A 25,254-nucleotide genomic window follows, 5' to 3' on the forward strand; every position below is an offset into this window, starting at 1 on the left:
ACCATAACCTACCCACCGGTCACTCCCGGAGGGCCCGATCGATCGGTTGCGCCGCTCATCCATCGGACGACCGGACCTCCTGAGGACCCGTCGCCCGGCCTGCAACCCGAGGCGTCCGCGGCGGCGTCGGCGTGCTTCCGCCCGCCGTCGGCAGCCTCGCCGCACCGTGCCGGATCGCGGACACGATGGGATCGTGGACCCATGGCGGAACGGGTGGACGTGGTGATCGTCGGAGCAGGACTCGCGGGGCTGGCCTGCGCGACGACGCTGCAGCGGCGTGGCGTGGACGCCCGACTGCTGGAGGCCTCGGACGTGGTGGGCGGGCGCGTGGCCACCGACGTGGTCGACGGCCACCTCTGCGACGTCGGCTTCCAGCTGCTCAACCCGGCGTACCCGGCGCTGCGCGACCTGGTCGACCTCGACGCGCTCGACCTGCAGCCGTTCGCGGCCGGGGTGCGGGTCCGTCGTGGCGGCTCCGTGGCGACCCTCGGCGACCCGCGCCGCGAGCCGCGTCTGCTCGCCCCCACCCTGCGCAGCGGTCTGCTGCGCCCCCGTGAGCTGGCGGCCCTGGCCCGGTGGGCGGCACCGATCCTGGGCGGCGAGGGGCACGTCCTGCGGCGGGCCGACGACACGGTGGCGGCGTCGCTCGACGCGGCCGGTGTCCGCGGCCCGCTGCGCCGGCAGGTGCTGGAGCCGTTCCTGGCCGGCGTCCTGGCCGACGACACCGGGGCCACGTCGGCCCGGTACGCACGCCTGCTGGTCCGCTGGTTCCTGCTCGGCACACCGGCGGTGCCCGGCGACGGCATGAGAGCCCTGCCCGCCCGGCTCGCGGGCGGCCTGCGTCGTCCGGCCGAGACGGGCGTCCGGGTGCTCGGCGTCGACCGTGGCGCCGAGGGCGTCACCGTCCGCACGGGGTCGGGGTCGCTCCGGGCCCGCGCCGTCGTCGTCGCGACCGACGTGCAGGACGCGGTCGGCCTGGGCGCGGTGTCCGTGGCCCCGCCGGTCGGCGGGCTGGTCACCTGGTGGTTCAGCACCCCCACCGGCATGCCCCGGGACCGGCTGCTGCTGGTCGACGGCGACTGCGGCCCCGTGGTGAACACGGCCGTCGTGTCGGCCGCCGCGCCCGGCTACGCCCCACCGGGACGCGACCTGGTGCAGGTGACCGCCCTGGCGGGCGCCGGTCTCTCCGACGCGGCGGCGCTGGCGCAGGCGGCCCGGCTGTGGGGCACCGACGTCGACGCGTGGGAGCTGCTGGTGCGCCACGACGTCGTCCGCGCGCTGCCGAGGGCGGTCCCCCCGCTGGAGCCCGCCCGCCGCGCCGACGTCGGCGGCGGGATGTTCGTCTGCGGCGACCACCGCGAGACGCCCTCGATCCAGGGAGCCCTCGCGTCGGGCGTGCGGGCCGCGCAGGACGTCGCCGCGGCCGTCGGCGCCCGCTGACCCCGACGGCCGGCGGGGCTACTTGGCGGCGTCGCCACCCGTGGAGAGGGCGGCGATGAACGCCTCCTGGGGGACCTCGACGCGGCCGATGTTCTTCATCCGCTTCTTGCCCTCCTTCTGCTTCTCCAGCAGCTTGCGCTTGCGGCTGATGTCGCCGCCGTAGCACTTGGCGAGCACGTCCTTGCGCATCGCACGGATGTTCTCGCGGGCGATGATGCGGGCGCCGATGGCGGCCTGGATGGGCACCTCGAACTGCTGGCGCGGGATGAGCTCCTTGAGCTTGCCCGCGAGCATCACGCCGTACGCGTAGGCCGAGTCGCGGTGGACGATGGCGCTGAACGCGTCGACCACCTCGCCCTGCAGCATGATGTCGACCTTGACGAGGTCGGCCTGCTGCTCGCCGGCGAGCTCGTAGTTCAGCGACGCGTAGCCCTTCGTGCGACTCTTCAGCGCGTCGAAGAAGTCGAACATGATCTCGCCCATGGGCAGCGTGTAGCGGATCTCGACGCGGTCCTCGGACAGGTAGTCCATGCCGTTCAGCTGGCCGCGGCGGGCCTGGCAGAGCTCCATGATGACGCCGATGTAGTCCGACGGCGCGAGGATCGTCGCGGAGACGATCGGCTCGTGCACCGAGGCGATCTTGCCGTCCGACGGGTACTCGCTCGGGTTGGTGACGACGATCTCGCGACCGTCCTCCATGACCACCTTGTAGACGACGTTCGGCGCCGTGGAGATGAGGTCGAGGTCGAACTCGCGCTCGAGACGCTCGCGCACGATCTCCAGGTGCAGCAGGCCGAGGAAGCCGATGCGGAAGCCGAAGCCCAGCGCGCCCGACGACTCCGGCTCGTACACGAGCGCGGCGTCGTTGAGCTGCAGCTTCTCGAGGGCCTCGCGCAGGGTCGAGAAGTCGTCGCCGTCGATCGGGTACAGGCCCGAGAAGACCATCGGGTTGGGGTGCGCGTAGCCGCCGAGCGGCTCGTCGGCCGGGCGCGCGTTCGACGTGACGGTGTCACCGACGCGCGACTGGCGCACCTCCTTCACCCCCGTGATGAGGTAGCCGACCTCGCCGACGCCGAGGTGGTCGGCCTTGACCGGCTCGGGGCTGATGACGCCGACCTCGAGCATCTCGTGCACGGCGTTCGTCGACATCATCTTGATCTTGTCGCGGTGGCTGAGCCGACCGTCGACGACGCGGACGTAGGTGATGACGCCGCGGTAGGTGTCGTAGACGGAGTCGAAGATCAGCGCCCGCGGCGGACCGTCGGCGTCACCCTCCGGCGGCGGCACCTCGTCGACGATGAGGTTGAGCAGCGCCTCGACACCCTGGCCGGTCTTGGCCGAGACGCGCAGCACGTCGTCGGGGTCGCCGCCGATGATGCCGGCGATCTCCTCGGCGTACTTCTCCGGCTGCGCGCCGGGCAGGTCGATCTTGTTCAGCACGGGGATGATGTGCAGGTCGGCGTCCATCGCCAGGTACAGGTTCGCCAGCGTCTGCGCCTCGATGCCCTGGGCGGCGTCGACGAGCAGGATGGCGCCCTCGCAGGCCTCCAGCGAGCGGCTCACCTCGTAGGTGAAGTCGACGTGGCCGGGCGTGTCGATCATGTTGAGCACGTAGTGCGTCCCGGCGTCGTCGCCCGCGCTCTTGGTGAACGGCATGCGGACGGCCTGGCTCTTGATGGTGATGCCGCGCTCGCGCTCGATGTCCATGCGGTCGAGGTACTGGGCCCGCGCGGCACGCTCGTCGACGACGCCGGTGAGCTGCAGCATGCGGTCGGCCAGCGTCGACTTGCCGTGGTCGATGTGCGCGATGATGCAGAAGTTGCGCAGGAGGGACGGGTCGGTCGAACCCGGCTGGGGCGCCGCGCCCGGCGTCGTGGTGCTCGTCATGGTGCCCCCATCCTCCCATCCGGGGCGAGGCCCGTGAGCACGCCCACCGGGGCGTACCCACCGGGGCTCACGTCCAGAGGTAGGCGATGGCGACGTTGACCACGACCAGGCCGGCCACGACGTGCGCGAACGGGTTCGGCGTGGGGCGACGTCGGGTGCCGTGGGCGAGGCCCACCGCGACGAAGGCGATGGCCAGCTTGAGCCCGATCTTGGCGTAGTTCAGGTCGACGTCGGCCGCGGGCGCGACGCCGGTCAGCACGACGCCGAGCACGAAGGCGGCGGTCACACCGACGACCATCGCGAGGTTGAGCTGGGGGCGGCGGATCGTCGTCACGTAGCCGACGAGGGCCACCACCCAGCTGAGGACGTGGAGCCAGACCAGGACGTCGTAGAGCGTCTGCATGCCTCGGATCGTAGGACCCCCTCCCCGCGTCGTGGGGAGCTGGCGACGGTTTCGGCGCGGACTTTCGTCATCAGGTCCACGGAACGCGGGCGAGGCGAGGGGCGCTCGGGGCTGATTTGGGGGCGCACGGTGCTCGCTGGTACTGTGGGTGGTCGCGTGCCCGCACGCACGCCCTCACACTTGCAGCACATTCCCTTCACGCACGAGAGAACAGGTCAGCCACGTGGCGAACATCAAGTCGCAGATTAAGCGGAACCGTCAGAACGAGGCCGCTCGCGAGCGCAACAAGTCGGTGCGTTCCGCGCTGAAGACGGCCGTGCGTCGCTTCCACGCCGCCGTCGAGGCCGGCGAGACCGACCAGGCCAAGGCGTACGCCGCCGAGGCGGGCAAGAAGCTCGACAAGGCCGCCAGCAAGGGCGTCATCCACAAGAACCAGGCGGCGAACCGCAAGTCGGCCATCGCCAAGAAGGCCGCGTCGCTCTGACCGCAGCCCCCCAGCATCGACGAAGGCCCCCGGCACCGCCGGGGGCCTTCGTCGTGCTCAGGCGCTGACGACCGCGCAGGGCCGACGCACACGGCGGCGACGTCAACGCCGGCGTGCGGCCGCGACCTGCAGGACCATGCGCTCGACGGCGTACGCGGGATCGGCCGCGCCGCCCTTGACGTCGATGTCGGCCTGCGCGACCGCGTCGAGCGCGCGGGCCAGCCCGGACGGCTCCCACCCCTGCAGCTGGCGCCGCAGCACGCGCACCTTGAACGGCGGCGCACCGACGTGGCGGGCCAGCTCGCCCTCGCCCAGCCGCGCGGGCGCGTCGGCGAGACGGGCGAGCTGACGCAGCCCAGCGGCGAGCGCGCTCGTGATGAGCACCGGCGCGACCTTGGCGGTCTCGGCCCAGCGCGCCTGCTCGAGCGCGACGTTGATCCGCCCCTCGATGGCGGCGTCGGCGATCTCGTAGCCGCGCACGTCGGCGCGACCGCCGAAGTAGCGGCGCACGACCTCGACCGTGACCTCGCTGCCGGAGTCGAGGGTCGCGGCCAGCTGGTCGGCGGCACCGGCGAGGGCGCGCAGGTCCTGGCCCACGGCGGCGACCAGCAGCGTCGCCGCCTCCTCGTCGATCCGCGTGCCGAGGTCGCGCAGCTCGCCGGCCACCCACCGCGCGTGGTCGCGCTCGTACTTCGGCGCCTCGTTCTTGACCTCGTGGACCGCCGCCTGGGCGCGCAGCTTGTCGAGCAGACCCTTGCCCTTCTGCCCTCCCCCGTGCACGAGCACGACGGCGACGTCGGGACTGGGGTCCTTCGCGTAGGCCAGCAGCTCGCCCTGGGCGACGTCGGGCAGGTCCTGCAGCTCGGTCAGGACGAGGGCGCTGGCGGAGCTGAAGAGCGACGGGCTCGTGAGTCCGGCGATCTCGCCCGCCCCGAGGCCGCCCGACGTGGCGGTGGCGACCTCGCACTCGGCGTCGGCGGCCTTGATGCCGGCCACGGCGCGCGCCCGGGTGCGGTCGGACAGGTACTCCGAGCTCCCGGTGATGAGCAGGATCTTCCCGAACGGCGACGCCACGCGCCCAGCGTAGTCGTCCGCTCCGACGAGCCCGCCCGACGACGCGGGCGTACGCTCTCGCCATGCCGCTCGACGCCGACGACGTCGTCGCCCACGCCGACGACGCGTGGGTGGACCACCTGGTCCGCTTCGGCTTCGTGGCCTACGGGCTCGTGCACCTCGTGCTGGCGTTCCTCGCGCTGCAGCTCGCGTTCGGGCACCGCAGCGGCTCGGCCGACACCCGAGGCGCGCTGGCCGAGCTGGCGCAGCAGCCGTTCGGCCGGACCGTGCTCTGGCTCGTGGTCGCGGGGATGGCGGTGCTCGTCCTGTGGCGCGTGCTCGAGGCGGTCGTCGGGCACCGCGACGACGACGGCGCGACGCTGTGGGCGGCTCGCGGTGCCGACCTGGTCAAGGCGGTGGTCTACGGCGTCGTGGGCTGGAGCGGCGTGCAGGTCATCACCCGGAGCGGCAGCTCGGGCGGGTCGGGCAGCGAGACGTGGACGGCGCGCGCCTTGGCCCTGCCCGCCGGCGCGGTGCTCGTAGGCGTGGCCGGGCTCGCCGTCGTGGGCTACGGCGCGTGGACGGCATGGCGCGGACTCAGCGACCGGCACCGCGAGCACCTCGCGCCGGAGGGTCTGAGCGGCACCTCGGGCGACTGGCTCCTGCGTCTCGGCGCGGTCGGGCACGTGGCGAAGGGGGTCGCCATCGGGCTGGTCGGGACCCTGTTCTGCTTCGCCGCGCTGACCCACGACGCCGACCGCTCGGGCGGCCTCGACGAGGCCCTGCGCACGGTCCTGCAGCAGCCCTTCGGACCATGGTTGCTGGCGCTCATCGCGGTGGGGATCGGCCTGTACGGCGTCTGGTGCCTCGCCCGGGCGCGCTACCTCGACCGCTGACCGCTCCCCCGCGACACGACCGACAGGCGTCCGTCGCGCACGACGACCGCGACGTCGCCCTCGTGGTCGGTGCGGTGCACCACCGCGCCGACCTGGCGCAGCATCCGCAGGGCGGTGCCGGTGGGGTGCCCGTAGTCGTTTTCGGCCCCGACGGACACGGTGGCCAGGCGTGGAGCGACCGCACGCGTGAACCGCCACGACGTGTCGGCGCTGCCGTGGTGCGCGACCTTCAGCACGTCGGCCCGCACGACGCTGCCGGCGCGGAGCACGTGCTCCTGCGCCTCCTCCCCCACGTCGCCCGTCAGCAGGAGGGTCACGCCCCGCACCACCACGCGCAGGACCACGCTGTCGGCGTTGCGGTCGACCTCGATCCTCCGAGCCCGCGTCGTGGGCTGAGCCCGCGGCCAGAGCACGTCGGCCGTCACGTCGCCCACCACGAGACGGTCGCCCCGCGACACCGTGCGGGTGGGGACCCCTGGCACCGTGGGCCCCGGGCGTCCGACGAGCACCGCGCCGACCGCACGACCGCCCGCCACCCCTGACCTCCCGCCCACGTGGTCGGCGTCGCCGTGCGTCAGCACGAGGGCCGGGATACGCCGCACGCCGAGACCGCGCAGGCAGCGGTCGACGTCGACGGGCTCGAGACCGGCGTCGACGACCACCGCCTCGTCCTGGCCGGAGCGCAGCACGGTGGCGTCGCCCTGGCCGACGTCGCACTGCACCATGACCCACCCGGGCGGTGGCCACCCGGGGCTGGGCGGTCGCAGCATCGCGAGGCACAGGCCCAGGACCAGGCCGGTCGCGACGACCGGGCGCGAGGCGGCGCGGCGGCCGAGCCACAGCACCACCGGCACGACGCCCAGCAGCCACCACCACGGGTAGGGCCAGACCAGGCTCGCCCCGGGAAGGGCCGCGGCGTGGTGCGCCACGAGCACGATCCAGCCGGCGCAGGCCGCGGCCGCGGTGCCGAGGACCGACGCGACCGACGGGACGACGAGGTCGAGGAGCCCGGCCACCAGCCCCAGTACCGTCGCGGGCGCGACCGCCGGCGCCGCGAGGAGGTTGGCGACGACGGCGACGACGGACACCTCGGACGACAGCGCCGCGATGACCGGCGTGCAGGCCGCCTGTGCGGCGAGCGGCACGGCGACCGCGACGGCCACCCACCGCGGTGCCCACCGCTCCAGGGCCCGCACGAACGGGGGTGCGAGCAGCAGGATGCCGGCGGTCGCGCTCACGGACAGCACGAACCCCGCCGCGCGCGAGAGCCACGGGTCGCAGAACAGCAGCGCTACGACGGCGACGCAGAGCGTGCGCACACCACCGCGCGACCCCAGCCCGAGGGCTGCGAGCCCGACGACCCCCATGCCCGCGGCCCGGAGCACACTCGGCTCGGGCCGCGCCAGCAGCACGAACCCGACGACGCCGAGCAGACCCACCGCCAGGAGCACGCGCGGCGGCGCCCGGCCCGCTCGCGCCACCGCCAGCACCAGCGCGAGCACGATCGTGAGGTTCGTCCCCGAGACGGCCAGCAGGTGCGTCAGACCGGTGCGTCGGAACTCCTCCTCGACGCGGGGCGAGAGGTCGGCGTCGTCACCGACCACGAGGGCCGGCACGAGGGCGGCGGGAGCGCCGGGCACGTGGTCGACGGCGTGGCGCACACCCGCTCGCACGCGCTCGGAGGCCGACCACCACCAGGCGCTGCCCTGGACAGCCGAGCGTCGCTCGACGCGCAGCGTCGCGGTGTCCTGGTCGTCGTCCGCCGGCGACAGCCGACCGTCGACCGTGAGCCGACGACCGACGACGAGGTCGCGGTGCTCGCCGACGAGGAAGGCCGTCACGGGGTCGCGGACGCCATGCACCCGACCGCGCTGGTCGCGCAGCCGCAGCACCACGAGGCCCACGACCGTGCCAGGACCACCGACGCCCTCGAAGGTGCGGCCGTCGCGACTCACCTGCACCTCGAGCGTCACCCGCGCCCGCTGCTCGGCGAGCGCGGCCGTCGGGGTCGCGCGGACGTCGCCGAGCCGCCAGGTCACCGACGTCGCGACGGCGGCCACGGCCACCGCCACCAGCGCGACGCGGGGCCAGCGCCGTGCTGCGACGCCCGCGAGTGCGACGGCCCCGAGAGCCGCGACGACGGTAGCACCTGGCCCGGCGGTCACGCCCCAGGCGGCGACGGCCCACGCGCCGAGCGCCGCCGGCACCAGCCGGACGTCGACGCCGGCGAGCACCAGGACCGGGCGCCTCACACGCTCACGCGGTCGCGGAGGTCCTCGAGGGTCTTCTCGCCGATGCCGGCGACGTCGAGCAGGTCGTCGACCGACGTGAAGCGTCCGTTCTCGGTGCGCCAGTCGAGGATCGCCTGGGCGGTGACCGGGCCTACGCCGGGCAGCGCGTCGAGCTCCTCGAGCGTGGCCGTGTTGAGGTTGACGGCGACGCCCGGTCCACCCGTGCCGCCCGTGCCCGGGCCTGCCACGGCAGCTGCGGGAGGGTCGACGCCGACGAGGATCTGCTCGCCGTCGACGAGCACCCGCGCGAGGTTGAGCGTCGGCTGGTCGAGCGCGCCCTTGATGCCGCCGGCCCGCTCGATGGCCTCGTGGACCCGCGACCCCGCGGGCAGCGTGACGATGCCGGGCCGCCTGACCTGCCCGGCCACGTCGACGACGACGCGCCCGTCGTCCTCCGCGCCGCCTTCGGCCGCCGGGGCACCCGTCGGGTCGGCCCGGGCCGAGACCTCGAGCGGTCGGTCGACGTCGGACGTGCGCGGCCGCTCCGCCAGGAGCCACCACGTGAGCAGCACGCCAGCCGCGACCGCTGCCGTGGCCACGACGCGCAGATGCACCGCCGACAGCCCCGCGCGTGGTCCGACGTCGGCGCGACGCCGGCCGCGAGCCGGCACGGGCGCCTGCTCCGGCCCCTGCGCGGGCCTCTGGAGGGCACGGTCGACGACCTCGGACCCAGCGCCGGAGGCGTCCTGAGTCGGACCGACCAGCCGGTCGAACGGGTCGTCGTCGTGCGTGGCCTCGAACGACGCGGCGAGCTGCGCGAGCCGGCGCCGCGCGACCTCGGCGCGGGTCTCCTGGGGTGGTGCCGGACGAGGTCCGTGCCGTGGGGTGCTCACCCCTCGACGCTAGGCACCTGGCGACGTCCCGCGGCGGATCGCCGCAGAGACTGTGGACGACGACCGCCGGCGCCGTCGACCCCTGTGTACAGGACCTGCGGACGGAGCGGTCGTCAGTCCTCGGCGACGACGAGGGCGAGCAGCCCCGGATAGGTTCGCTCGATGTCCTCGCGTGGGAGCCTGACGCTGCTGCCGTTGCCGTGGAAGCGCTGCTCCACCAGACCTGCCTCGCGCAGCACCCGGAAATGGTGCGTCCGCGTCGCCTTGGAGACCGGCAGGTCGAAGGAGCCGCAGGGTCGCTCGACGTCGGCGTCCTCGCGCGCGAGGCTGCTGACGACCCGCCGCCGGTGCGGGTCGGCCAGGGCCGCGAGCACGGCCTGGAGGTCCGCCGGCACCCCGGGTTCCCGGTCCGTCACCTGCGCTCCCGTCCGTCGGCTCCTTGAGGTAGGTCTTGCATCGTACCTGGATCCCGTCCTAGGGTCCGTAGGTATGAGCGAGATCGTACCTGAGGCCGTGCTTCACGCCGCCACGTCTGTCGCCCTCGTCGGCACCGCACGTGCGAGACCTGGACGGGCCGACGAGCTCGAGCGCACCCTGCGCTCCTTCCTCGTCCCCACGCGCGCCGAGGCCGGCTGCCGCGTGTACGAGCTGCACCACGGCCCCGACGGCGACCTCAGGTTCTACGAGCAGTGGGCCGACGGCGCCGCCTTGGCGGCGCACCTCGCGACGCCCACGATGCAGGAGTTCCTCGACCGTCGCCACGAGCTCCTGGCCGGCGACCTCGAGGTCACCTTCTGGACGCCGCTGGAGCCTGTGCCTACCCCGGACGAGGCGTGACCGTCACCGCGAGCATGCCGGGACCCACGTGCGCTCCGATCACCGCGCCGACCTCGTTGACCGGCAGGCGGTCGCGGCCGAGCACACCGGCCAGCCGCTCCGCGACCTGGTCGGCGAGGTCGGGGTTGGCGAGGTGCTGCACGCCGATGTCGTAGCCCTCGGTGGCCGCCTCCGCCGCCTCCGCGACGAGGGCCTCGAGCCGCGCCACCGCCTTGGCCGACGTGCGGACGCGCTCGAGCGGCACCACCACGCCGTCACGCAGCGTGAGCAACGGCTTCACCGCGAGGGCCGAGCCGATGAGGGCCGTGGCCGCGCCCACGCGTCCACCGCGACGCAGGTACTCGAGGGTGTCGACGTACATGAGCACGCTCGAGGACTCCCCCGCCGCCAGCGCCGCCCCGACCGCCGCGGCCTCGTCGCCGCCCGCCCGCGCGACCGCGGCCGCCCGCCCTGCGGCGAACCCGGTCGCGATCCCGACCTGCCGGGTGTCGACGCACATGACGGGGACGGGCGCCTCCCGCGCAGCCACCTGGGCCGACTCGAAGGTGCCGGAGATCTCGGCGCTCAGGTGCACGGAGACGATCGCGTCGTGGCCCTCCTGCGCGAGACGCGCGTAGACCGCGGCGAACTCCTCGGGCGTCGGGCGCGACGTGCTCACCGGCACGAAGTCCTTGAGCGCCTGCGCCACGTCGTCGGACGTCGCGTCGACGCCCTCCGTGAACGTCGCCGCCCCGATGACGAGCTTGAGGGGCACGACCGTGATGCCCTCACGCTCGGCGTCGGCCGGGTCGAGGGAGGCGGTGGAGTCGGTCACCACCGCGATGCGTCGCGCCGCCATGTCGGTCCCGTCCCCTCAGACCACGATGTTGACGAGCTTGGGGGCGCGCACGATCGTCTTGCGGACCTCACGACCGTCGATGGCCCGCTGCACGTTCTCCTCGGCCAGCGCGAGCGACGTCAGCTCCTGCTCGGACACGTCGGGCGCGACGTCGAGCTTCGCGCGGACCTTGCCCTGCACCTGCACGACGCACGTGACGGTGTCGGCCACCAGCAGGCTCGGATCGGCCTGCGGGAACGACGCGTGGGCGAGGGAGGCGTCGTGCCCGAGCCGCGACCACAGCTCCTCCGCCACGTGCGGGGCGAACGGCGCCAGCATCAGCACCAGCGGCTCGAGCACCTCGCGGCTGGTCACCGTGGCCTTCGTGCAGTGGTTGGTCAGCTCGATCAGCTTCGCGATCGCGGTGTTGAACCGCAGGCCGTCGAGGTCGGCCGCGACGCCGTCGATCGTGCGGTGCAGGACCTGCAGCGTCGCACGGTCGGGCTCGCCGCCGTCGGCACGGGTCTCGCCGGTCTCCTCGTCGACGACGAGACGCCAGACCCGCTGCAGGAAGCGCTGCGCGCCGACGACGGCGCGCGTCTCCCACGGCCGCGACTGGTCGAGCGGGCCCATGCTCATCTCGTACACGCGGAAGGTGTCGGCGCCGTACTCGTCGTACATCTCGTCGGGGGTGACGACGTTCTTCAGGCTCTTGCCCATCTTCCCGTACTCGCGGGTGACCGGGGCGCCGTCGTAGGTGTACGTGGTGCTGCCGTCGTCGGCGACGTGCTCCTGCACCTCGTCGGCGGGCACGTACGTGCCGCGTGCGTCGGTGAAGGCGTACGCCTGGATGTAGCCCTGGTTGACCAGCCGGTGGAACGGCTCGGCGCTGCTCACGTGGCCGAGGTCGAACAGCACCTTGTGCCAGAAGCGCGCGTACAGCAGGTGCAGCACCGCGTGCTCGACACCGCCGACGTACAGGTCGACGCCGCCGGTCGTCTTGGCGTCCGTGGGACCCATCCAGTACGCCTCGTTCGCCGGGTCGACGAGCGCGTCGGCGTTGTGCGGGTCGAGGTAGCGCAGCTGGTACCAGCTGGAGCCGGCCCAGTTCGGCATCGTGTTGGTGTCGCGACGGTAGCGACGCGGGCCGTCGCCCAGGTCGAGCTCGACCTCGAGCCAGTCGTGCGCGCGACCCAGCGGCGGCTCCGGCTCGCTCGTGACGTCGTCGGGCTCGAAGGTGCGGGGCGAGTAGTCGGGCACGTCGGGCAGCTCGACGGGCAGCAGGTGGTCGGGCACCGCGTGCGGGTGGCCCTCGTCGTCGAAGACGATCGGGAACGGCTCGCCCCAGTACCGCTGGCGCGAGAACAGCCAGTCGCGCAGCCGGTAGGTGGTGGTGCCCGTGCCGAGGCCCTTCTCCTCCAGCCACGCGATGATGCGCGCCTTCGCCTCCGCGACCGACAGGCCGTCGAGGCTCACCTCGTCGTTCGACGACGCGGTGGCCACGCCCTCCCCCGTCCACGGCAGCTCGTCCCCGCCCGTGACGACGCGGGGGGTCGGCAGGCCGAACGCCGTGGCGAAGGCGAAGTCGCGCTCGTCGTGCGCGGGCACGGCCATGATCGCGCCGGTGCCGTAGCCGACGAGCACGTAGTCGGCGACGAACACCGGCACCTGCTCGCCGTTCACCGGGTTCACCGCGTAGGCGCCCGTGAAGACGCCCGTCTTCTCCTTGCTCTCCTGGCGCTCGACGTCGGTCTTGCGCGACGCCGCGTGCCGGTAGGCCGCGACCGCCTCGGTGGGCGAGGCGGCGCCCCCGGTCCAGCGCTCGTCGGTGCCCTCGGGCCACGTGTCGGTGACGATCGCGTCGACCAGCTCGTGCTCGGGGGCCAGGACCATGTACGTGGCGCCGAACAGCGTGTCGGGACGGGTCGTGAACACGCGGATCGCGGCGTTCTCGACCGCCGGCACGTCGAACTCGACCTCCGCGCCGTGGGAGCGGCCGATCCAGTTGCGCTGCATCAGCTTGACCGGCTCGGGCCAGTCGACGGTCTCGAGGTCGTCGAGCAGGCGGTCGGCGTACGCGGTGATCCGCATCTGCCACTGGCGCAGGTTGCGCTGGAACACCGGGAAGTTGCCGCGCTCGCTGCGGCCCTCGGCGGTGACCTCCTCGTTGGACAGCACCGTACCGAGCGCGGGGCACCAGTTGACCGGCGACTCGCTGACGTAGGCCAGGCGGTGCGGGTCGATGACCGCGGGGTCGTCGGTGCCCAGCTTCTCGCGCAGCTCCGCGATGGGCCGGGCGCGGCCCGCCTCCTCGTCGTACCAGGCGTCGAAGATCTGCAGGAAGACCCACTGCGTCCAACGCACGAAGTCGGGGTCGATGGTCGCGAACGAGCGGCGCTGGTCGTGGCCGAGGCCGAGGCGGCGCAGCTGTCGGCGCATGTTCGCGATGTTTGCCAGGGTGTTGGCGCGCGGGTGCTCACCGGTCTGGATGGCGTGCAGCTCGGCCGGAAGCCCGAAGGCGTCGTAGCCGAGGGTGTGCAGCACGTTCTTGCCGAGCATCCGCTGGTGACGCCCGACCACGTCGGTGCCGATGTAGCCCAGCGGGTGGCCGACGTGCAGCCCCGCGCCCGACGGGTAGGGGAACATGTCCATCAGGTAGTACGTCGACGTCGGCAGCTCGCCGTCGCCCGCGAGCTCACCGGTCGGGTTCGGGGCCTCGAAGGTGCCCTCGCGCTCCCAGCGCTCCTGCCAGCGCGCCTCGATCTCGGCGGCGAGGCCGGCGGTGTAGCGGTGGGTGTCGGGACGGTCGGTCGTGTCGGCGCGGTCGGCGGTGCTCACCGGACGATGCTACCGACGAGGCATCGACGGTCTGACGAGCGGAGCACCCGACGCGGCTACGCTCGCCGCATGCGCCAACGTCTCGCTCGGTTCGTCATCCGCCGCATGGGCTACACGATGGTCGGGGAGACGCCGTCGCGCGGGATCCTCGTCGGGGCGCCCCACACGTCGAACTGGGACTTCGTGACGATGCTGCTCGTCATGTGGCACGACGGGGCGCACCCGCGCGTGCTGGTGAAGAAGGAGCTGTTCAAGGGGCCGCTCGGGTGGGTCCTGCGGGCGCTCGGCGGTGTGCCGTTGGACCGTCGGGACGCGGGCGGGGTGGTCGGCGAGCTGGCTGCGGAGGCCCGGGACGGCGAGGACTTCCGCCTCGTCATCGCCGCGGAGGGCACGCGCTCGCGCGGGGAGTACTGGAAGTCGGGCTTCCACCGGCTGTCGCGCGAGACGGGGCTCCCGATCACGCTGGCCTTCTTCGACCCGCCGACCCGCACGATGGGCTACGGCCCGACGTTCGTCGCCTCCGACGACGTCGCCGCCGACATGGACGTCGTGCGGGCCTTCTACGCCGACAAGCTCGGCATCAAGCCCGCCAACGCCACCGTCCCGCGTCTGCGCGAGGAGTAGGCCCGCCCGGCGGGGGTGCCGGGCCGTGGGCGGCGAAAGGTACAGCGACGCCCGGCTCAGCTCCCGTCGGACGTGCCGTCGGCGGGTGACGACGTCGGCTCGGCGGGGACGACGAGCGGACGCACGCGCACCCAGGTGAGGAACGCGGCGGCCACCACGAGCATCCCGATGCCGGCCCACAGGTTGATGTTGAGCCCGTCCCCTCGCGCAAGCTCCGCCTCGGTGGCGCGGAACAGCCCGAGGCCGGTGAGGATCAGGCCGTAGACGCCGAGCAGGCCGCCGATGAGGGTGCGGACGTCGAACGCGCCCGCGGTGTGCTTCTCGCTCATGCTGTGCTCCTACCGGAAGATCACGTTGAGGACGACGACGAGGACCAGCCCGATGCCGGCGAGCTTGACCGGCGACTGGTACCAGGGCAGCGCACCCTCGTCGGGGTCGACGAGGTCCTCCTTGGGCGTCAGGGAGTAGACGAGACCGACGAGCTCCTTCTCGGGCTTCGGCGCGGTCACGAGGGTGACGGCCACGCTCACGAGGATGTCGACGGCGAAGGCGGCACCGGCGGCGACGAACGATGCGCCCTGGCCCGAGAGACCGATCGCGCCGATGCTGGCGGGGCCGAGCGCGTCCTCGCTGAGGACGGCCACGAGCACCGCCGCCCCGGTGCCGGCGACCAGGCCCGACCAGCCGGCGGTCGCCGTCATGCGCTTCCAGAACATGCCGAGGATGAAGGTCGCGAACAGCGGCGCGTTGAAGAACCCGAAGAGCGTCTGCAGGTAGTCCATGAGGTTGTCGTAGTTCGACGCGATGAGCGCGGTGCCGATGGCCACGACCGTGGCGCCGACCGTGGCGATGCGGCCGACCTTCAGGTAGTAGCCGTCCTCCTTGTCCTTGACGACGTACTGCTGCCAGAGGTCGTAGCTGAAGACGGTGTTGAACGCGGAGATGTTGGCGGCCATGCCGGCCATGAACGACGCGAGCAGTCCGGCGAGGGCGACGCCGAGCATGCCATTGGGCAGCAGGTCGCGCATGAGCAGCAGGATGGCGTCGTTGTAGGTGACGCCCTGCGCGTCGCCGCCGGACTTGAGCGCCGCGAGCTCGGGGACGACGATCGCGGCGATGATGCCCGGGATGATCACGACGAACGGGATGAACATCTTCGGGAAGGCGCCGATGACCGGGGCGCGTCGGGCCGCCGACATCGACGACGACGCCATGGCGCGCTGCACCTCGACGAAGTTGGTGGTCCAGTAGCCGAACGACAGGACGAAGCCGAGACCGAGGACGAGCCCGACCACCGACCAGAACGGGTTGTCGATGCCGGTGAGGTCGGTGCCCGGCCACGACGACAGCTGCTCGGGCCCGGGCTGGACCTTGTCGACGACGCCCTGCCAGCCGCCCACCTTGTGCAGCGCGATGATCGTCAGCGGCACGAGCGCGGCGACGATGACGAAGAACTGCAGGACCTCGTTGTAGATCGCCGCCGACAGCCCGCCGAGCGCCGTGTAGCTGAGGACGACGGCGGCGGCCACGACCAGCGAGACCCACAGCGGCCAGCCCAGCAGCCGGTTGACGATCGTCGCCAGCAGGAACAGGTTGATGCCGGCGATGAGCAGCTGCGCGACGGAGAAGCTGAGCGCGTTGACCAGGTGCGCGCCGGTGCCGAAGCGTCGGCGCATGAACTCGGGGACGCTGCGCACGCCGGAGCCGTAGTAGAACGGCATCATCACGACGCCGAGGAAGAGCATCGCGGGGACGGCGCCGATCCAGAAGTAGTGGACGGTCGCCATGCCGTACTGCGCGCCGTTCGCGCTCATGCCCATGATCTCGACCGCGCCGAGGTTCGCCGCGATGAACGCCAGCCCCGTCACCCACGCCGGCAGCGACCGCCCCGACAGGAAGAAGTCGATGCTCGTCGACACCTGGCGACGCGCCAGGAAGCCGATGCCCAGCACGACGGCGAAGTAGATCGCGACGATCGTGTAGTCGAAGACGTCCGCGTCGAGCCGGAACGACCCGTCGGCGGACGCGAGCGTCGTGGTGATGGCCTGCATCCTCTTCCCCTCAGATGGTTCCCGTGCACAACCGGATGGTCCTCCCGCACGGTACGCCTCCCCCGCCCTCCCCGCGCGCCGGGCCGGGCGGGGGCGGTGTCGCGTCCTGATGTGGCGTCCGCTCGTCCTACTGATGCGCTGCCGCAGGGGGTCTGGGCTTGGTGGTGCGCTGCCGCGGGGGTCTGGGTCTGCTCGTGCGCTGCCTGCGGGGGTCCGGGTTTGCTGGTGCGCTGTCGCAGGGGGTCTCGTCCTGCTGGTGCGCTGCCTCGACTTTCGCTGGGGGTGGTCTCCGAAAGGCCTCGACCGGGCGGCTGGCGGCGGCGCTGGTCTGGGGTCTCGGGCCGTGGCCCGCGTCGGACGCAAGGATCTGCGTTCGTGCGTGGGACTCCAAGGCTTCTGCGTTTGCTACGGGATCCCGTCACCAACGCAGAAGCATTCGACCTTCGACGCACGAAGGAAGAATCGTGGGTGCCCTTGGGGGCGGGGTGGGCAGTGCTTCTTCCTTCGCGTGGCACGGTCCACGAGAAGCGAGAACCTCTGCCACGTCTGGCCCTGCCGGCGGTGGATTCTCCACCTGTACAGCGCTCAGAAGGTGGCAGATCCACCGCCGACGACGATCCAGTGGCAGACCCACCGCTCGACCCTCAACACCAACCCGCAGCCGGAGACCCCGGACCAGCGCCGCTCCCAGCCGCCCGGTCGAAGCCCTGGCGGAGCGCAGGTCCACGAGAAGCCGCGCCGACGCAGCCGCAGGTCGAGCGAGGAGCCGCGTGCACGCAGCAGCAGCCCCTCACCCCAGCGCGCAGTACTCCTCGACCTTGGAGGTGGGGCCGGAGACGATCAGCTCGTCGCCGGTGGTGACGAAGGTGTCGGCCTGGGCGTAGGTGAAGTCCTGGCCGCGGGTCTTCACGCCGACGATGGTGACGCCGTACTTGCGGCGCACGTCGGAGTCGGTGAGCGTACGGTCGACGGTGCACTCGGGGGCGCGGGTGCGGGCGATGGCGAAGCCGTCGTCGAACTCGATGAAGTCGGTCATGGTGCCGGTGACGAGGTGGGCGACGCGCTTGCCCATCTGCGACTCCGGCCGGATCACGTGGGTGGCGCCGACGCGCTCGAGGATGGCGGCGTGCTTGCCGCTGATCGCCTTGGCCCACACCTCCTTGACGCCGAGGTCGAGCAGGCCGAGCACGGTCAGCACGCTCGCCTCGATGTCGGTGCCGATCCCGACGACGGCCACCTCGAACTGCTCGGCGCCGATCTGGCGCAGCGCCTCGGTGTCGGTGGTGTCGGCGGCGACGACGTGCGTGAAGTCGCTGGCGTAGCGCTGCACGATCTCCGGACGCTCGTCGACGGCCAGGACGTCGTGCCCCAGGTGCACGAGGGAGCGCGCCACGGCGGTGCCGAAGCGACCCAGCCCGAGGACGATGACGGGCGCATTGGGTGCGGTGTCCTTCTTCTTAGCCAATGATCGGTTGCTCCTCGGGAAGGTGGTAGCGCGGTGCACGCCGTCTCAGGACGAACGCCGACGCCGCCGCAATCGTGCCCACTCGGCCGATGAACATCAAGACGGCGAGCACCAGCTTCGCGCTGTCGGGCAGCTGCGGCGTGAGCCCGGTGCTCAGCCCGACGGTCGCGAACGCCGACGTCGTCTCGAACAGGACCTCGTCGAACGGGAAGTCGGTCAGGATCATGATGAGCAGCGTCATCGACGTCACGAGCATCACCGAGAGCAGAGCGATGCTGAGCGCCGTGCGGACCACGGCGGGGCCGACCGACCGGTTGCCGACCGTGACCTCGGGGTCGCCGCGCAGCTCGGCGAGGATGACGAACGCGAGCAGCAGGAACGTGGTCACCTTGATGCCGCCCGCGGTGCTGGCGCTGCCGCCACCGATGAACATGAGGATGGTGCCGATGGCGAGGGTCTCCCCCGACACGGCACCCCAGTCGAAGCTGTTGAGCCCGCCGGAGCGCGGCATGATGCCGCCCTCGATGCCCGTGACCAGCTTGTCGTGCACCGACATCGGCGCGAGGGTGTCGGGGTTCGCCCACTCGAGCGCGAGGAACGTGAGCGCACCGAAGACGAGCAGGCCGAGGGAGCCCCACACCGTCAGCCGCGTGTGGATCGTCCAGCGGTCGGGCGTGCGCCACTCCTTGAACAGCTCGGCCAGCACCGGGAAGCCCATCGCGCCGATGAAGACCGCCACGCAGATGGGGATGATGATGAGCCCGTCGCCGGCGTAGCCGACCAGGCTGTCGCTGTTGAGCGAGAAGCCGGCGTTGTTGAACGCCATCACCGAGTCGAACACGCCGTGCCAGAGGGCGGTCGGCAGGTCGTCGAAGTACGCGAGGCGGTACCGCGTCGTGAGGATCGCCGCGATGACGGCCTGGAACCCGAACATGGTCACGGCCACGCGGCGGAACAGGGGCCGCACCTCGCCGATGTTGACGACGTGCATGTCGGCCTGGGCGACGAGGCGCGTGCGCAGGCCGAGGCGCCCGCCGATGAACAGGCCGAGCACGGTCGCGAGCGCGACGATGCCGAGCCCGCCGATCTCGACGAGGACGAGGATGATCGCCTGCCCGGTCGGGCTCCAGTACGTCGAGGTGTCGACGCTGGCCAGCCCGGTCACCGTCACGGCCGACGCCGACGTGAAGAACGCGTCGACGAGGTCGGCGCGACCCTCGGCGCTGCGCGCGACGGGCAGGAGCAGCAGGAGGGTGCCGAGCACGACCAGGGCGAAGAACGTGAGGGGCAGCAGACGCACGGGGTGCGCGATGGCAGCCGGGATCCTCGGTCGGGGCACGGGACGACGGTACCTGCCCCACCCGGCCACCTGGCCTGGATCGGCCGATAGTCTGACGCGGATGTCCGACGTCCCCGCCTCGCCTGCCGCCCGGCTGGCCATCGTCATCGTCACCTACAACAGGTCGACGTACCTGGCCGACCTGCTGCGCAGCGCCACCGCGCTCACCGTGCCGCCGTGGCGCATCGTGGTCGTCGACAACGCCAGCACCGACGACACCCCCGACGTCGTCGCCGAGGCCGCCGGCTGGTTCCCCGAGGGCGTCCTGGTCGACCGCCGCCTCGACACCAACACGGGCGGGTCCGGCGGGTTCTGCGAGGGCACGCGCACCGCGCTCGAGCTGGGCGCGGAGTGGGTGTGGCTGATGGACGACGACGTCGAGATCCTGCCCGAGGCGCTCGAGCGGTTCGCGCCCGCGATGGAGCGGTTCCGCGTCATCCACGGCCGCCGCTACGACTTCGACGGCTCGCCGTTCTACTGGCAGGCCAAGTTCAACCAGTTCCTCGGCGTGCCGCTGCCGTACGGCTTCCGGCGCACCTTCGACGACGAGGGCTACGCGATCACGAACTCGGGCACGTTCGAGGGCATGCTGATCCACGCCGACGTCGTGCGCACGATCGGCCTGCCGGACCCCCGCTTCTTCATCACGTGGGACGACGCCGCCTACGCGTGGCTGGCGGCCCAGCACACCGAGGTCGTCTACATGGACGCGTTCGTGCTGCAGCGCAAGCGCGAGCAGCAGCAGGTGAACCTCGGCGTGCGGCACCTGAACGACGGCAGCCCGCTCTTCCGCTTCCACGTCATGCGCAACCGCGCCTACGTGGGACGCTACTTCGCCGAGCACGGGCAGCTGCACCGGGTCGGCTTCGCGCTGGGCACGCTGCTGACCTTCGCCAAGGAGGTCTTCCGGCTGGTCGTCGTCCAGCACACGCTGCACGGCGTCGGCGACCTCGTGCGCGGGGCGCGGGCGTCGCGTCGCATCTGGCGCGACCGCACCTGGCGACCGATGGACCCCGCCGAGGTGCCGCCTCCGCCGAGCTGACCGGTCGGCGGCGGGGATCCCCTAGGGGCGCGCGGCCAGCAGCGCCCGGGCCACGACGAGGTCGGTCGCGTCGGTGATCTTGAGGTTCTCGGGGTCTCCCTCGACGACGCCCACGCGGACGTCGGGCACGAGCGCGATCGCCAGCGTGCAGTCGTCGGTGACCTGCACGGCCGGGTCGGCGCAGGCCCTGCGGTGCGCCTCCTCCAGCACGCCCACGGTGAAGCCCTGGGGCGTCTGGTGGCGACGCAGCGTCGCGCGCGGGAGCGGCGCGGTCGGCAGCCCGGTCGTCGGGTCGACCTGCACGATCGTGTCGGGCGTCGGGACCAGCACGGCGACGACGTCGTGCTCGTCGAGCGCGCGCACCACGTCGGCGACGATGCGGGCGCTCACGAGCGGACGGGCCGCGTCGTGCACCAGGACCCTGTCCCCCGCGCTCGCTCCGGCCCCGAGCAGGGCCGCGAGACCCGCCCGGGTGCTGTCGTGACGTTCGCGTCCGCCGTCGACGACCCGCAGCCCCGGCCCCACGTGCTCCTCGACGGCTGCGCGCCACGCGGCGGGCGCGACCAGGACGACGTCGTCGACCGCGGGGTGGTCGCGCAGGGCGGCCACGCTGCGCTGCAGCACGCTGCGTCCGGCGAGGTCGAGCAGCTGCTTCGGCCGGTCGGCGCCGACCCGCAGTCCGAGCCCGCCAGCGAGCACGATCGCCCACGTCCGACGCTCTGCCACGCCGGTGAGCGTAGCGCAGCAACCGGCGTACTAGGCTCGGACGCGCATGCCGCCGCCCGTCGCCCGGCCGCGGACCGTCGACCTCGGAGACCCCTGACCTATGCCCCACCTGCTGCAGCGCGTCCTCTTCCCCCTCGAGCGGGACCCCGACATCCTGCCGCTCTACGCCGACCCCGAGGTCTGGACGGCCGTGCGGGGCAAGCCGCTGCGCGTGAGCGACGACGCGCACGCGAACGACATCCTCGGCCGCGACCGCTTCCGGGTCCGCACGTCGCGCCGGGTGTCCTTCGCCAGCTACTTCAACGCGTTCCCGGCGGCCTACTGGCAGCGCTGGACGGTCGTCGGCTCGGTGCGCCTGACGGTGCGCACCCAGGGCGAGGGCAGCATCATCGTCTACCGCTCGAACGCCCAGGGCGTGCAGCAGCGGGTCGCCACCAACGACCTGAGCGGCCTCACCGAGAGCGTCTTCGACCTGCCCATCCGCAACTTCGGCGACGGCGGCTGGTACTGGTTCGACATCGTCGCGGGCGACGAGCCGGTGGTGCTCGAGGGCGGCGACTGGAGCACGGACGACGAGCCGGTGCGGACCGGCAACACCTCCCTCGGCATCACGACCTTCAACAAGCCCGACTACTGCGTCACGACCCTGCGCACGCTCGCCGACCAGCCCGAGGTGCTGCGCGAGGTCGACGTCGTCTACGTCGTCGACCAGGGCGACCAGAAGGTCGCCGACCAGCCCGGCTTCCCCGACGTCGCCGCCGCGCTGGGCGACCAGCTGCAGATCGTCGACCAGCCGAACCTCGGCGGGTCGGGTGGCTTCTCGCGCGCGATGCTCGAGACCGTCGACGCCGGGCGCAGCGACTTCCTGCTGCTGCTCGACGACGACGTCGAGGTGGAGCCGGAGAGCATCCGCCGCTCGGTGCAGTTCTCGCGCTTCTGCCGTACGCCCACGATCGTCGGCAGCCACATGTTCGACCTGCTCGACAAGCCGATCCTGCACGCGCTGTCGGAGACGGTCGACACCTACTACTTCATGTGGCGCTCGGCGCTGCCCGAGCAGATGCGCCACGACTTCCGGCGCGCGAACCTGCGGCAAACGCCCTGGATGCACCAGCGCCTCGACCCGGACTACAACGGCTGGTGGATGTGCATGATCCCCACCCAGGTGATCCGCGAGATCGGGCTGTCCCTGCCGGTCTTCATCAAGTGGGACGACGCCGAGTACGCGCTGCGCGCCCGCGAGCACGGCTACCGCACCGTCTCGCTGCCCGGCAGTGCGCTGTGGCACGTGTCGTGGGTCGACAAGGACGACTCGCAGGACTGGCAGGCGTACTACCACGCCCGCAACCGCCTCCTCACCGGCCTGCTGCACTCGCAGCACCCGGGCGGCGGCAAGCTGCTGAGCAACTCCGGGCGCATCGACCTCAAGCACCTGCTTACGATGCAGTACTACGCGGCGACCCTGCGCCACCGCGCGATCCGCGACCTGCTCAAGGGTCCGAGCCACCTGCACCCGACCATGGCCGGCACGATGCCGGAGCTGCGCGCGGCCACGCGCGACTTCGTCGAGACGCAGGTCATCAGCGACCCCGAGAAGCTACCCGACACGTGGGAGGGCAAGCGAGTGTTCCCGCCGAAGTTCGACCGCGAGCCACGCGGCCCCCGCCTGGCGCTGTTCACGGCGAAGGCCGCGGCCCGGCACTGGCGCACCGAGGTGCCCCAGGGCAACGTCGAGCGTCCGCAGGTCGAGCTGGCCAAGGGCGACGCCACGTGGTGGCGCGTCCCGGCCTACGACTCGGCCCTGATCTCCAGCGCCGACGGACGCGGACAGTCGCTGTACCGCCGCGACCGGACGACGTTCCGTCGCCTGTGGCGCGAGAGCCGTCGCCTGCACGCCGAGCTGCGCAAGAACTGGGACCGGCTGGCGCGCGAGTACCGCGAGGCGCTGCCCGAGGTCACGTCGCCCGAGGCCTGGAAGGACACCTTCGGCACCAGCCGCGACCGCGGCTGAGCCCGGTCCGCCGGCGGGTCAGCCCGCGGGCGGCGGGGCGACCGGGCCCGGCACCGTGTCGTTGCGGGCCAGGACCTTGCGTCCGAGGACGGCCGTCCCGAGGAACAGCAGGTCGACGAGTGCCGACCAGAGCCGGCTCGCCACGGTGATCGCGAGCGCGAACTCGCTGGGCATGATGAGCGAGAGCAGCACGAGCTGGACGCCGTCGCGCACGCCGATGCCGCTGGGCAGCAGCGGCGTCGCCATGCCGAGCGCACCGGCCAGCGTGAACGCGCCGACGATGAACCAGAAGTCGTCGGCCGCGTTGATCTGCGGGTACATCGCCTTGGTCAGGAAGAAGTAGCTGCTGCCCGCCAGCACCGTGCCGATGCTGTAGAGCACGAACGAGCGGATCGTGGCGGTCGCGTTCGTGCGGACCTCCGCGAGCGCCGACTCGCGCTTGATCAGCCGGAACGCGAAGCGCGTCGCGCGGTTGAAGACCGGCGGCACGAGGATGAGCAGCATGGCGAGCGCCAGGCCCACCATGAACGCCTTCATCGTCGTGGAGATGACGTCGAGCCGCGGGTCGAGGCCGAGGATGAGCAGCGCGACGAACATCGACGCCACGATCTGCATGCCTGCCTCGAGCAGCGAGGACACGGCGAGCCGGCTCTTGGCGATGCCCTGCTGGCTGGCCAGGTAGATCTTGCCGCCGATCCACGCGACCGTGCCCGGGATGTAGCGCCCCATCCACGCCTTCGCGTAGATGTCGGCGAGCACCGGGAAGCGGGGCAGCCGCGGGGCACCGAGGTCGCGCAGGATGAGCGCCCAGATCATCACGCCCCAGAACCGGAACGCGAGCGAGACGAGCGAGGCGAGGACGACGAGCCACCACGTGAACGTCAGGTCGCCGAGCACCGACCAGTCGAGGTCGTGCAGGTAGAGCGCGAAGAAGACGACGACCAGGACGATGAACGTCGTGACGAGCGCGAGGCGGACCCTAGAGGACACGGAGCGCCTCGTCGTAGGCCGCGGCGACCGACGCACGCTGGGCCGCGGTCGCCTCCTCCAGGGAGGCCCGCACCTCGTCGGACTCCGCCAGCAGCGTGGTCAGCAGACCGCCGACCCGCGCGCCGAAGCCGTCCTCGAGCGCGTCCTCGATCGGGAGCGCGTACCGGCTCATGCCCACCTGGTCGAAGAAGACCCGGCCCTTGTCGACGTAGTACACGTTGATCGACGGTACGCCGGAGCTGATCGCGATGATGTTGGAGTGCAGGCGGAAGCCGACCATGGCGCGTGCCGAGGAGATGACCGACCGCAGCTCGGCCGGCCCCAGGTCGTCCTGGTCGAGCACGCAGGTCTGGGTCAGGTCGCCGACGGCGGCCGCGAGGTCGTGGCAGAGCGCGGTGTCGGCCTCCCCCATGTGCATCGGCAGGAACAGCAGCCGCGAGCCGGACGCCTGGGCGACCTCGCGGACCGTGCTGCGCAGCGACGCGAGGTAGGCCTCGTGCCGCTCGTCGCCGACCGTGACGTCACGACCGAGACGCCGCAGCAGCGCCTGGCGGTACTTGAACGGCAGCAGCCCGCTCTGCTTGTAGTGGAACCAGTCGCGCGGGCCGATGCAGACCACGTCGTCGAAGAAGTCGTCGGCGAGGCCGTAGGTGGCCACGAGCGAGGCGCGCAGCTCCTGCGACATCGGCTCGGGGCGGGGCAGCACGGCCGGGTCCGACGCCGCGAGCACCCGGTCGGCGTCGACGCCCCAGCCGAGCAGCTTGTCGCGCGACTCGTCGTCGCGGACGATGAAGCGGCGGCAGCGGCCGACGACGAGGGCGATGAGCCGCCGGCTCGACGCGGACCGCGTGGGGCCGATGCCCTGGAACGCGCCCACGACCTTGCGGTTGACGAACGAGAGCATCGTCATCTTGACCACCCAGTACCAGAGGGCGGCCTTGTTCGTGTAGTCCTTGAGGATCTCCCCGCCGCCCCAGAGCACGACGTCGTGACGCCGCGCCTCGCGCAGCAGCCGCAGCCAGGCGAACGGCGACAGCGACTGGAAGTCCATGTCGAGGACGTCGATGTCGTACCACCGGCCGTCGCGCTCGGGGTACTGCGAGATGCCGGTGATGCGGGCCTCGGGGTCGCGCGAGCGCACCAGGGCCACGATGCCCTCGGCGATCGCGCGGTCTCCTCGGTTGGCTGCGAGGTCGCTGTTCATCAGCAGGATGCGGCGAGCCACGG

Annotated in this window: 22 protein-coding genes; 7 read left to right on the forward strand and 15 right to left on the reverse strand. The window is 72.3% G+C overall.

Annotated elements, in window-relative coordinates; all coding sequences use genetic code 11:
* The first annotated feature begins 201 nt into the window (after positions 1-201).
* Complete coding sequence (locus tag Aeryth_RS11630) at positions 202-1,440, forward strand: FAD-dependent oxidoreductase (protein ID WP_067858785.1); 1,239 nt, start codon at positions 202-204, stop codon at positions 1,438-1,440.
* A gap of 18 nt (positions 1,441-1,458) precedes the next feature.
* Here Aeryth_RS11630 and lepA read toward each other — a convergent pair whose 3' ends face one another.
* A complete protein-coding gene (lepA, locus tag Aeryth_RS11635) occupies positions 1,459-3,327 on the reverse strand; it encodes a translation elongation factor 4 (protein ID WP_067858788.1) in 1,869 nt (622 codons plus the stop codon).
* 67 nt (positions 3,328-3,394) lie between these two features.
* A complete protein-coding gene (locus Aeryth_RS11640; protein ID WP_067858791.1) occupies positions 3,395-3,730 on the reverse strand; it encodes a hypothetical protein in 336 nt (111 codons plus the stop codon).
* Positions 3,731-3,953: 223 nt separating this feature from the next.
* Here Aeryth_RS11640 and rpsT point away from each other — a divergent pair, with 223 nt between their 5' ends.
* Positions 3,954-4,214 carry a 30S ribosomal protein S20 gene (gene rpsT, locus Aeryth_RS11645; RefSeq protein ID WP_067858795.1) on the forward strand — a complete coding sequence of 87 codons (261 nt, stop codon included), beginning with the start codon at positions 3,954-3,956 and terminating at the stop codon, positions 4,212-4,214.
* A gap of 102 nt (positions 4,215-4,316) precedes the next feature.
* On the opposite strand, the gene holA is transcribed toward rpsT, so the two are convergent.
* Entirely contained in the window at positions 4,317-5,288 is a 972-nt protein-coding gene (gene holA, locus Aeryth_RS11650) for a DNA polymerase III subunit delta (protein WP_067858798.1), read from the reverse strand.
* Positions 5,289-5,350: 62 nt separating this feature from the next.
* Here holA and Aeryth_RS11655 point away from each other — a divergent pair, with 62 nt between their 5' ends.
* Positions 5,351-6,163 (forward strand): DUF1206 domain-containing protein, encoded by an 813-nt coding sequence (locus Aeryth_RS11655; protein ID WP_067858801.1) that lies wholly within the window; start codon positions 5,351-5,353, stop codon positions 6,161-6,163.
* Here Aeryth_RS11655 and Aeryth_RS11660 read toward each other — a convergent pair.
* The 3 genes from Aeryth_RS11660 to Aeryth_RS11670 form a co-directional block, all read right to left on the reverse strand.
* Entirely contained in the window at positions 6,148-8,415 is a 2,268-nt protein-coding gene (locus Aeryth_RS11660; protein WP_067858804.1) for a DNA internalization-related competence protein ComEC/Rec2, read from the reverse strand. The two genes, Aeryth_RS11655 and Aeryth_RS11660, sit on opposite strands and share 16 nt — an antisense overlap.
* A complete protein-coding gene (locus tag Aeryth_RS11665) occupies positions 8,412-9,287 on the reverse strand; it encodes a helix-hairpin-helix domain-containing protein (protein ID WP_067858807.1) in 876 nt (291 codons plus the stop codon). Before Aeryth_RS11665 ends, Aeryth_RS11660 begins: the two co-directional genes overlap by 4 nt.
* Positions 9,288-9,400: 113 nt before the next feature.
* Positions 9,401-9,682, reverse strand: a complete 282-nt coding sequence (locus tag Aeryth_RS11670; RefSeq protein WP_236749729.1) for an ArsR/SmtB family transcription factor — start codon at positions 9,680-9,682, stop codon at positions 9,401-9,403.
* A 94-nt stretch (positions 9,683-9,776) separates the two neighbouring features.
* Between Aeryth_RS11670 and Aeryth_RS11675 the strand changes: the two genes are divergently transcribed.
* The gene (locus Aeryth_RS11675; protein ID WP_067858812.1) at positions 9,777-10,124 is read left to right on the forward strand and encodes a putative quinol monooxygenase; all 348 of its coding nucleotides are present in this window, start codon (positions 9,777-9,779) and stop codon (positions 10,122-10,124) included.
* Here the strand turns inward: Aeryth_RS11675 and Aeryth_RS11680 are convergent.
* Positions 10,105-10,962, reverse strand: coding sequence for a DegV family protein (locus tag Aeryth_RS11680; protein WP_067858815.1), 858 nt, complete (start codon positions 10,960-10,962; stop codon positions 10,105-10,107). The two genes, Aeryth_RS11675 and Aeryth_RS11680, sit on opposite strands and share 20 nt — an antisense overlap.
* A gap of 15 nt (positions 10,963-10,977) precedes the next feature.
* Positions 10,978-13,779 (reverse strand): leucine--tRNA ligase, encoded by a 2,802-nt coding sequence (gene leuS / locus Aeryth_RS11685; RefSeq protein WP_067858818.1) that lies wholly within the window; start codon positions 13,777-13,779, stop codon positions 10,978-10,980.
* A gap of 69 nt (positions 13,780-13,848) precedes the next feature.
* Between leuS and Aeryth_RS11690 the strand changes: the two genes are divergently transcribed.
* The gene (locus Aeryth_RS11690; RefSeq protein WP_067858821.1) at positions 13,849-14,403 is read left to right on the forward strand and encodes a 1-acyl-sn-glycerol-3-phosphate acyltransferase; all 555 of its coding nucleotides are present in this window, start codon (positions 13,849-13,851) and stop codon (positions 14,401-14,403) included.
* Positions 14,404-14,459: 56 nt separating this feature from the next.
* Here the strand turns inward: Aeryth_RS11690 and Aeryth_RS11695 are convergent, their stop codons facing one another.
* The 4 genes from Aeryth_RS11695 to Aeryth_RS11710 form a co-directional block, all read right to left on the reverse strand.
* The gene (locus Aeryth_RS11695) at positions 14,460-14,732 is read right to left on the reverse strand and encodes a hypothetical protein (protein WP_067858824.1); all 273 of its coding nucleotides are present in this window, start codon (positions 14,730-14,732) and stop codon (positions 14,460-14,462) included.
* A gap of 9 nt (positions 14,733-14,741) precedes the next feature.
* Positions 14,742-16,454 (reverse strand): sodium:solute symporter family protein, encoded by a 1,713-nt coding sequence (locus tag Aeryth_RS11700; protein WP_067858829.1) that lies wholly within the window; start codon positions 16,452-16,454, stop codon positions 14,742-14,744.
* 790 nt (positions 16,455-17,244) lie between these two features.
* Complete coding sequence (locus Aeryth_RS11705) at positions 17,245-17,919, reverse strand: potassium channel family protein (protein WP_067858832.1); 675 nt, start codon at positions 17,917-17,919, stop codon at positions 17,245-17,247.
* Complete coding sequence (locus tag Aeryth_RS11710) at positions 17,912-19,258, reverse strand: TrkH family potassium uptake protein (protein ID WP_067858836.1); 1,347 nt, start codon at positions 19,256-19,258, stop codon at positions 17,912-17,914. Before Aeryth_RS11710 ends, Aeryth_RS11705 begins: the two co-directional genes overlap by 8 nt.
* A 61-nt stretch (positions 19,259-19,319) precedes the next feature.
* Here Aeryth_RS11710 and Aeryth_RS11715 point away from each other — a divergent pair, with 61 nt between their 5' ends.
* Positions 19,320-20,300: a glycosyltransferase gene (locus Aeryth_RS11715; protein WP_067858839.1), complete on the forward strand. Its 981-nt coding sequence runs from the start codon at positions 19,320-19,322 to the stop codon at positions 20,298-20,300.
* Between the two features lie 21 nt (positions 20,301-20,321).
* Here Aeryth_RS11715 and Aeryth_RS11720 read toward each other — a convergent pair whose 3' ends face one another.
* Positions 20,322-21,026, reverse strand: coding sequence for an IspD/TarI family cytidylyltransferase (locus tag Aeryth_RS11720; RefSeq protein ID WP_067858840.1), 705 nt, complete (start codon positions 21,024-21,026; stop codon positions 20,322-20,324).
* Positions 21,027-21,126: 100 nt separating this feature from the next.
* On the opposite strand from Aeryth_RS11720, the gene Aeryth_RS11725 reads away from it, so the two are divergent.
* On the forward strand, positions 21,127-23,037 hold the full coding sequence (locus tag Aeryth_RS11725; protein WP_067858842.1) for a glycosyltransferase: 1,911 nt from the start codon (positions 21,127-21,129) through the stop codon (positions 23,035-23,037).
* Positions 23,038-23,055: 18 nt separating this feature from the next.
* Here the strand turns inward: Aeryth_RS11725 and Aeryth_RS11730 are convergent, their stop codons facing one another.
* A complete protein-coding gene (locus tag Aeryth_RS11730) occupies positions 23,056-24,027 on the reverse strand; it encodes a lysylphosphatidylglycerol synthase domain-containing protein (RefSeq protein ID WP_067858844.1) in 972 nt (323 codons plus the stop codon).
* Positions 24,017-25,252 (reverse strand): polysaccharide pyruvyl transferase family protein, encoded by a 1,236-nt coding sequence (locus Aeryth_RS11735; RefSeq protein WP_067858847.1) that lies wholly within the window; start codon positions 25,250-25,252, stop codon positions 24,017-24,019. Before Aeryth_RS11735 ends, Aeryth_RS11730 begins: the two co-directional genes overlap by 11 nt.
* Between the last annotated feature and the right edge of the window lie 2 nt (positions 25,253-25,254).

Source organism: Aeromicrobium erythreum (genome assembly GCF_001509405.1).
Classification (GTDB): Bacteria; Actinomycetota; Actinomycetes; order Propionibacteriales; family Nocardioidaceae; genus Aeromicrobium; species Aeromicrobium erythreum.

What these genes read in the sequence shown, in the direction of transcription:
- Aeryth_RS11630 (WP_067858785.1), top strand. Translation starts at nt 202, where the DNA reads ATGGCGGAACGGGTGGACGTGGTGATCGTCGGAGCAGGACTCGCGGGG.
- lepA (WP_067858788.1), bottom strand. Translation starts at nt 3,327, where the DNA reads ATGACGAGCACCACGACGCCGGGCGCGGCGCCCCAGCCGGGTTCGACC.
- Aeryth_RS11640 (WP_067858791.1), bottom strand. Translation starts at nt 3,730, where the DNA reads ATGCAGACGCTCTACGACGTCCTGGTCTGGCTCCACGTCCTCAGCTGG.
- Aeryth_RS11655 (WP_067858801.1), top strand. Translation starts at nt 5,351, where the DNA reads ATGCCGCTCGACGCCGACGACGTCGTCGCCCACGCCGACGACGCGTGG.
- Aeryth_RS11675 (WP_067858812.1), top strand. Translation starts at nt 9,777, where the DNA reads ATGAGCGAGATCGTACCTGAGGCCGTGCTTCACGCCGCCACGTCTGTC.
- Aeryth_RS11680 (WP_067858815.1), bottom strand. Translation starts at nt 10,962, where the DNA reads ATGGCGGCGCGACGCATCGCGGTGGTGACCGACTCCACCGCCTCCCTC.
- Aeryth_RS11690 (WP_067858821.1), top strand. Translation starts at nt 13,849, where the DNA reads ATGCGCCAACGTCTCGCTCGGTTCGTCATCCGCCGCATGGGCTACACG.
- Aeryth_RS11695 (WP_067858824.1), bottom strand. Translation starts at nt 14,732, where the DNA reads ATGAGCGAGAAGCACACCGCGGGCGCGTTCGACGTCCGCACCCTCATC.
- Aeryth_RS11700 (WP_067858829.1), bottom strand. Translation starts at nt 16,454, where the DNA reads ATGCAGGCCATCACCACGACGCTCGCGTCCGCCGACGGGTCGTTCCGG.
- Aeryth_RS11715 (WP_067858839.1), top strand. Translation starts at nt 19,320, where the DNA reads ATGTCCGACGTCCCCGCCTCGCCTGCCGCCCGGCTGGCCATCGTCATC.
- Aeryth_RS11725 (WP_067858842.1), top strand. Translation starts at nt 21,127, where the DNA reads ATGCCCCACCTGCTGCAGCGCGTCCTCTTCCCCCTCGAGCGGGACCCC.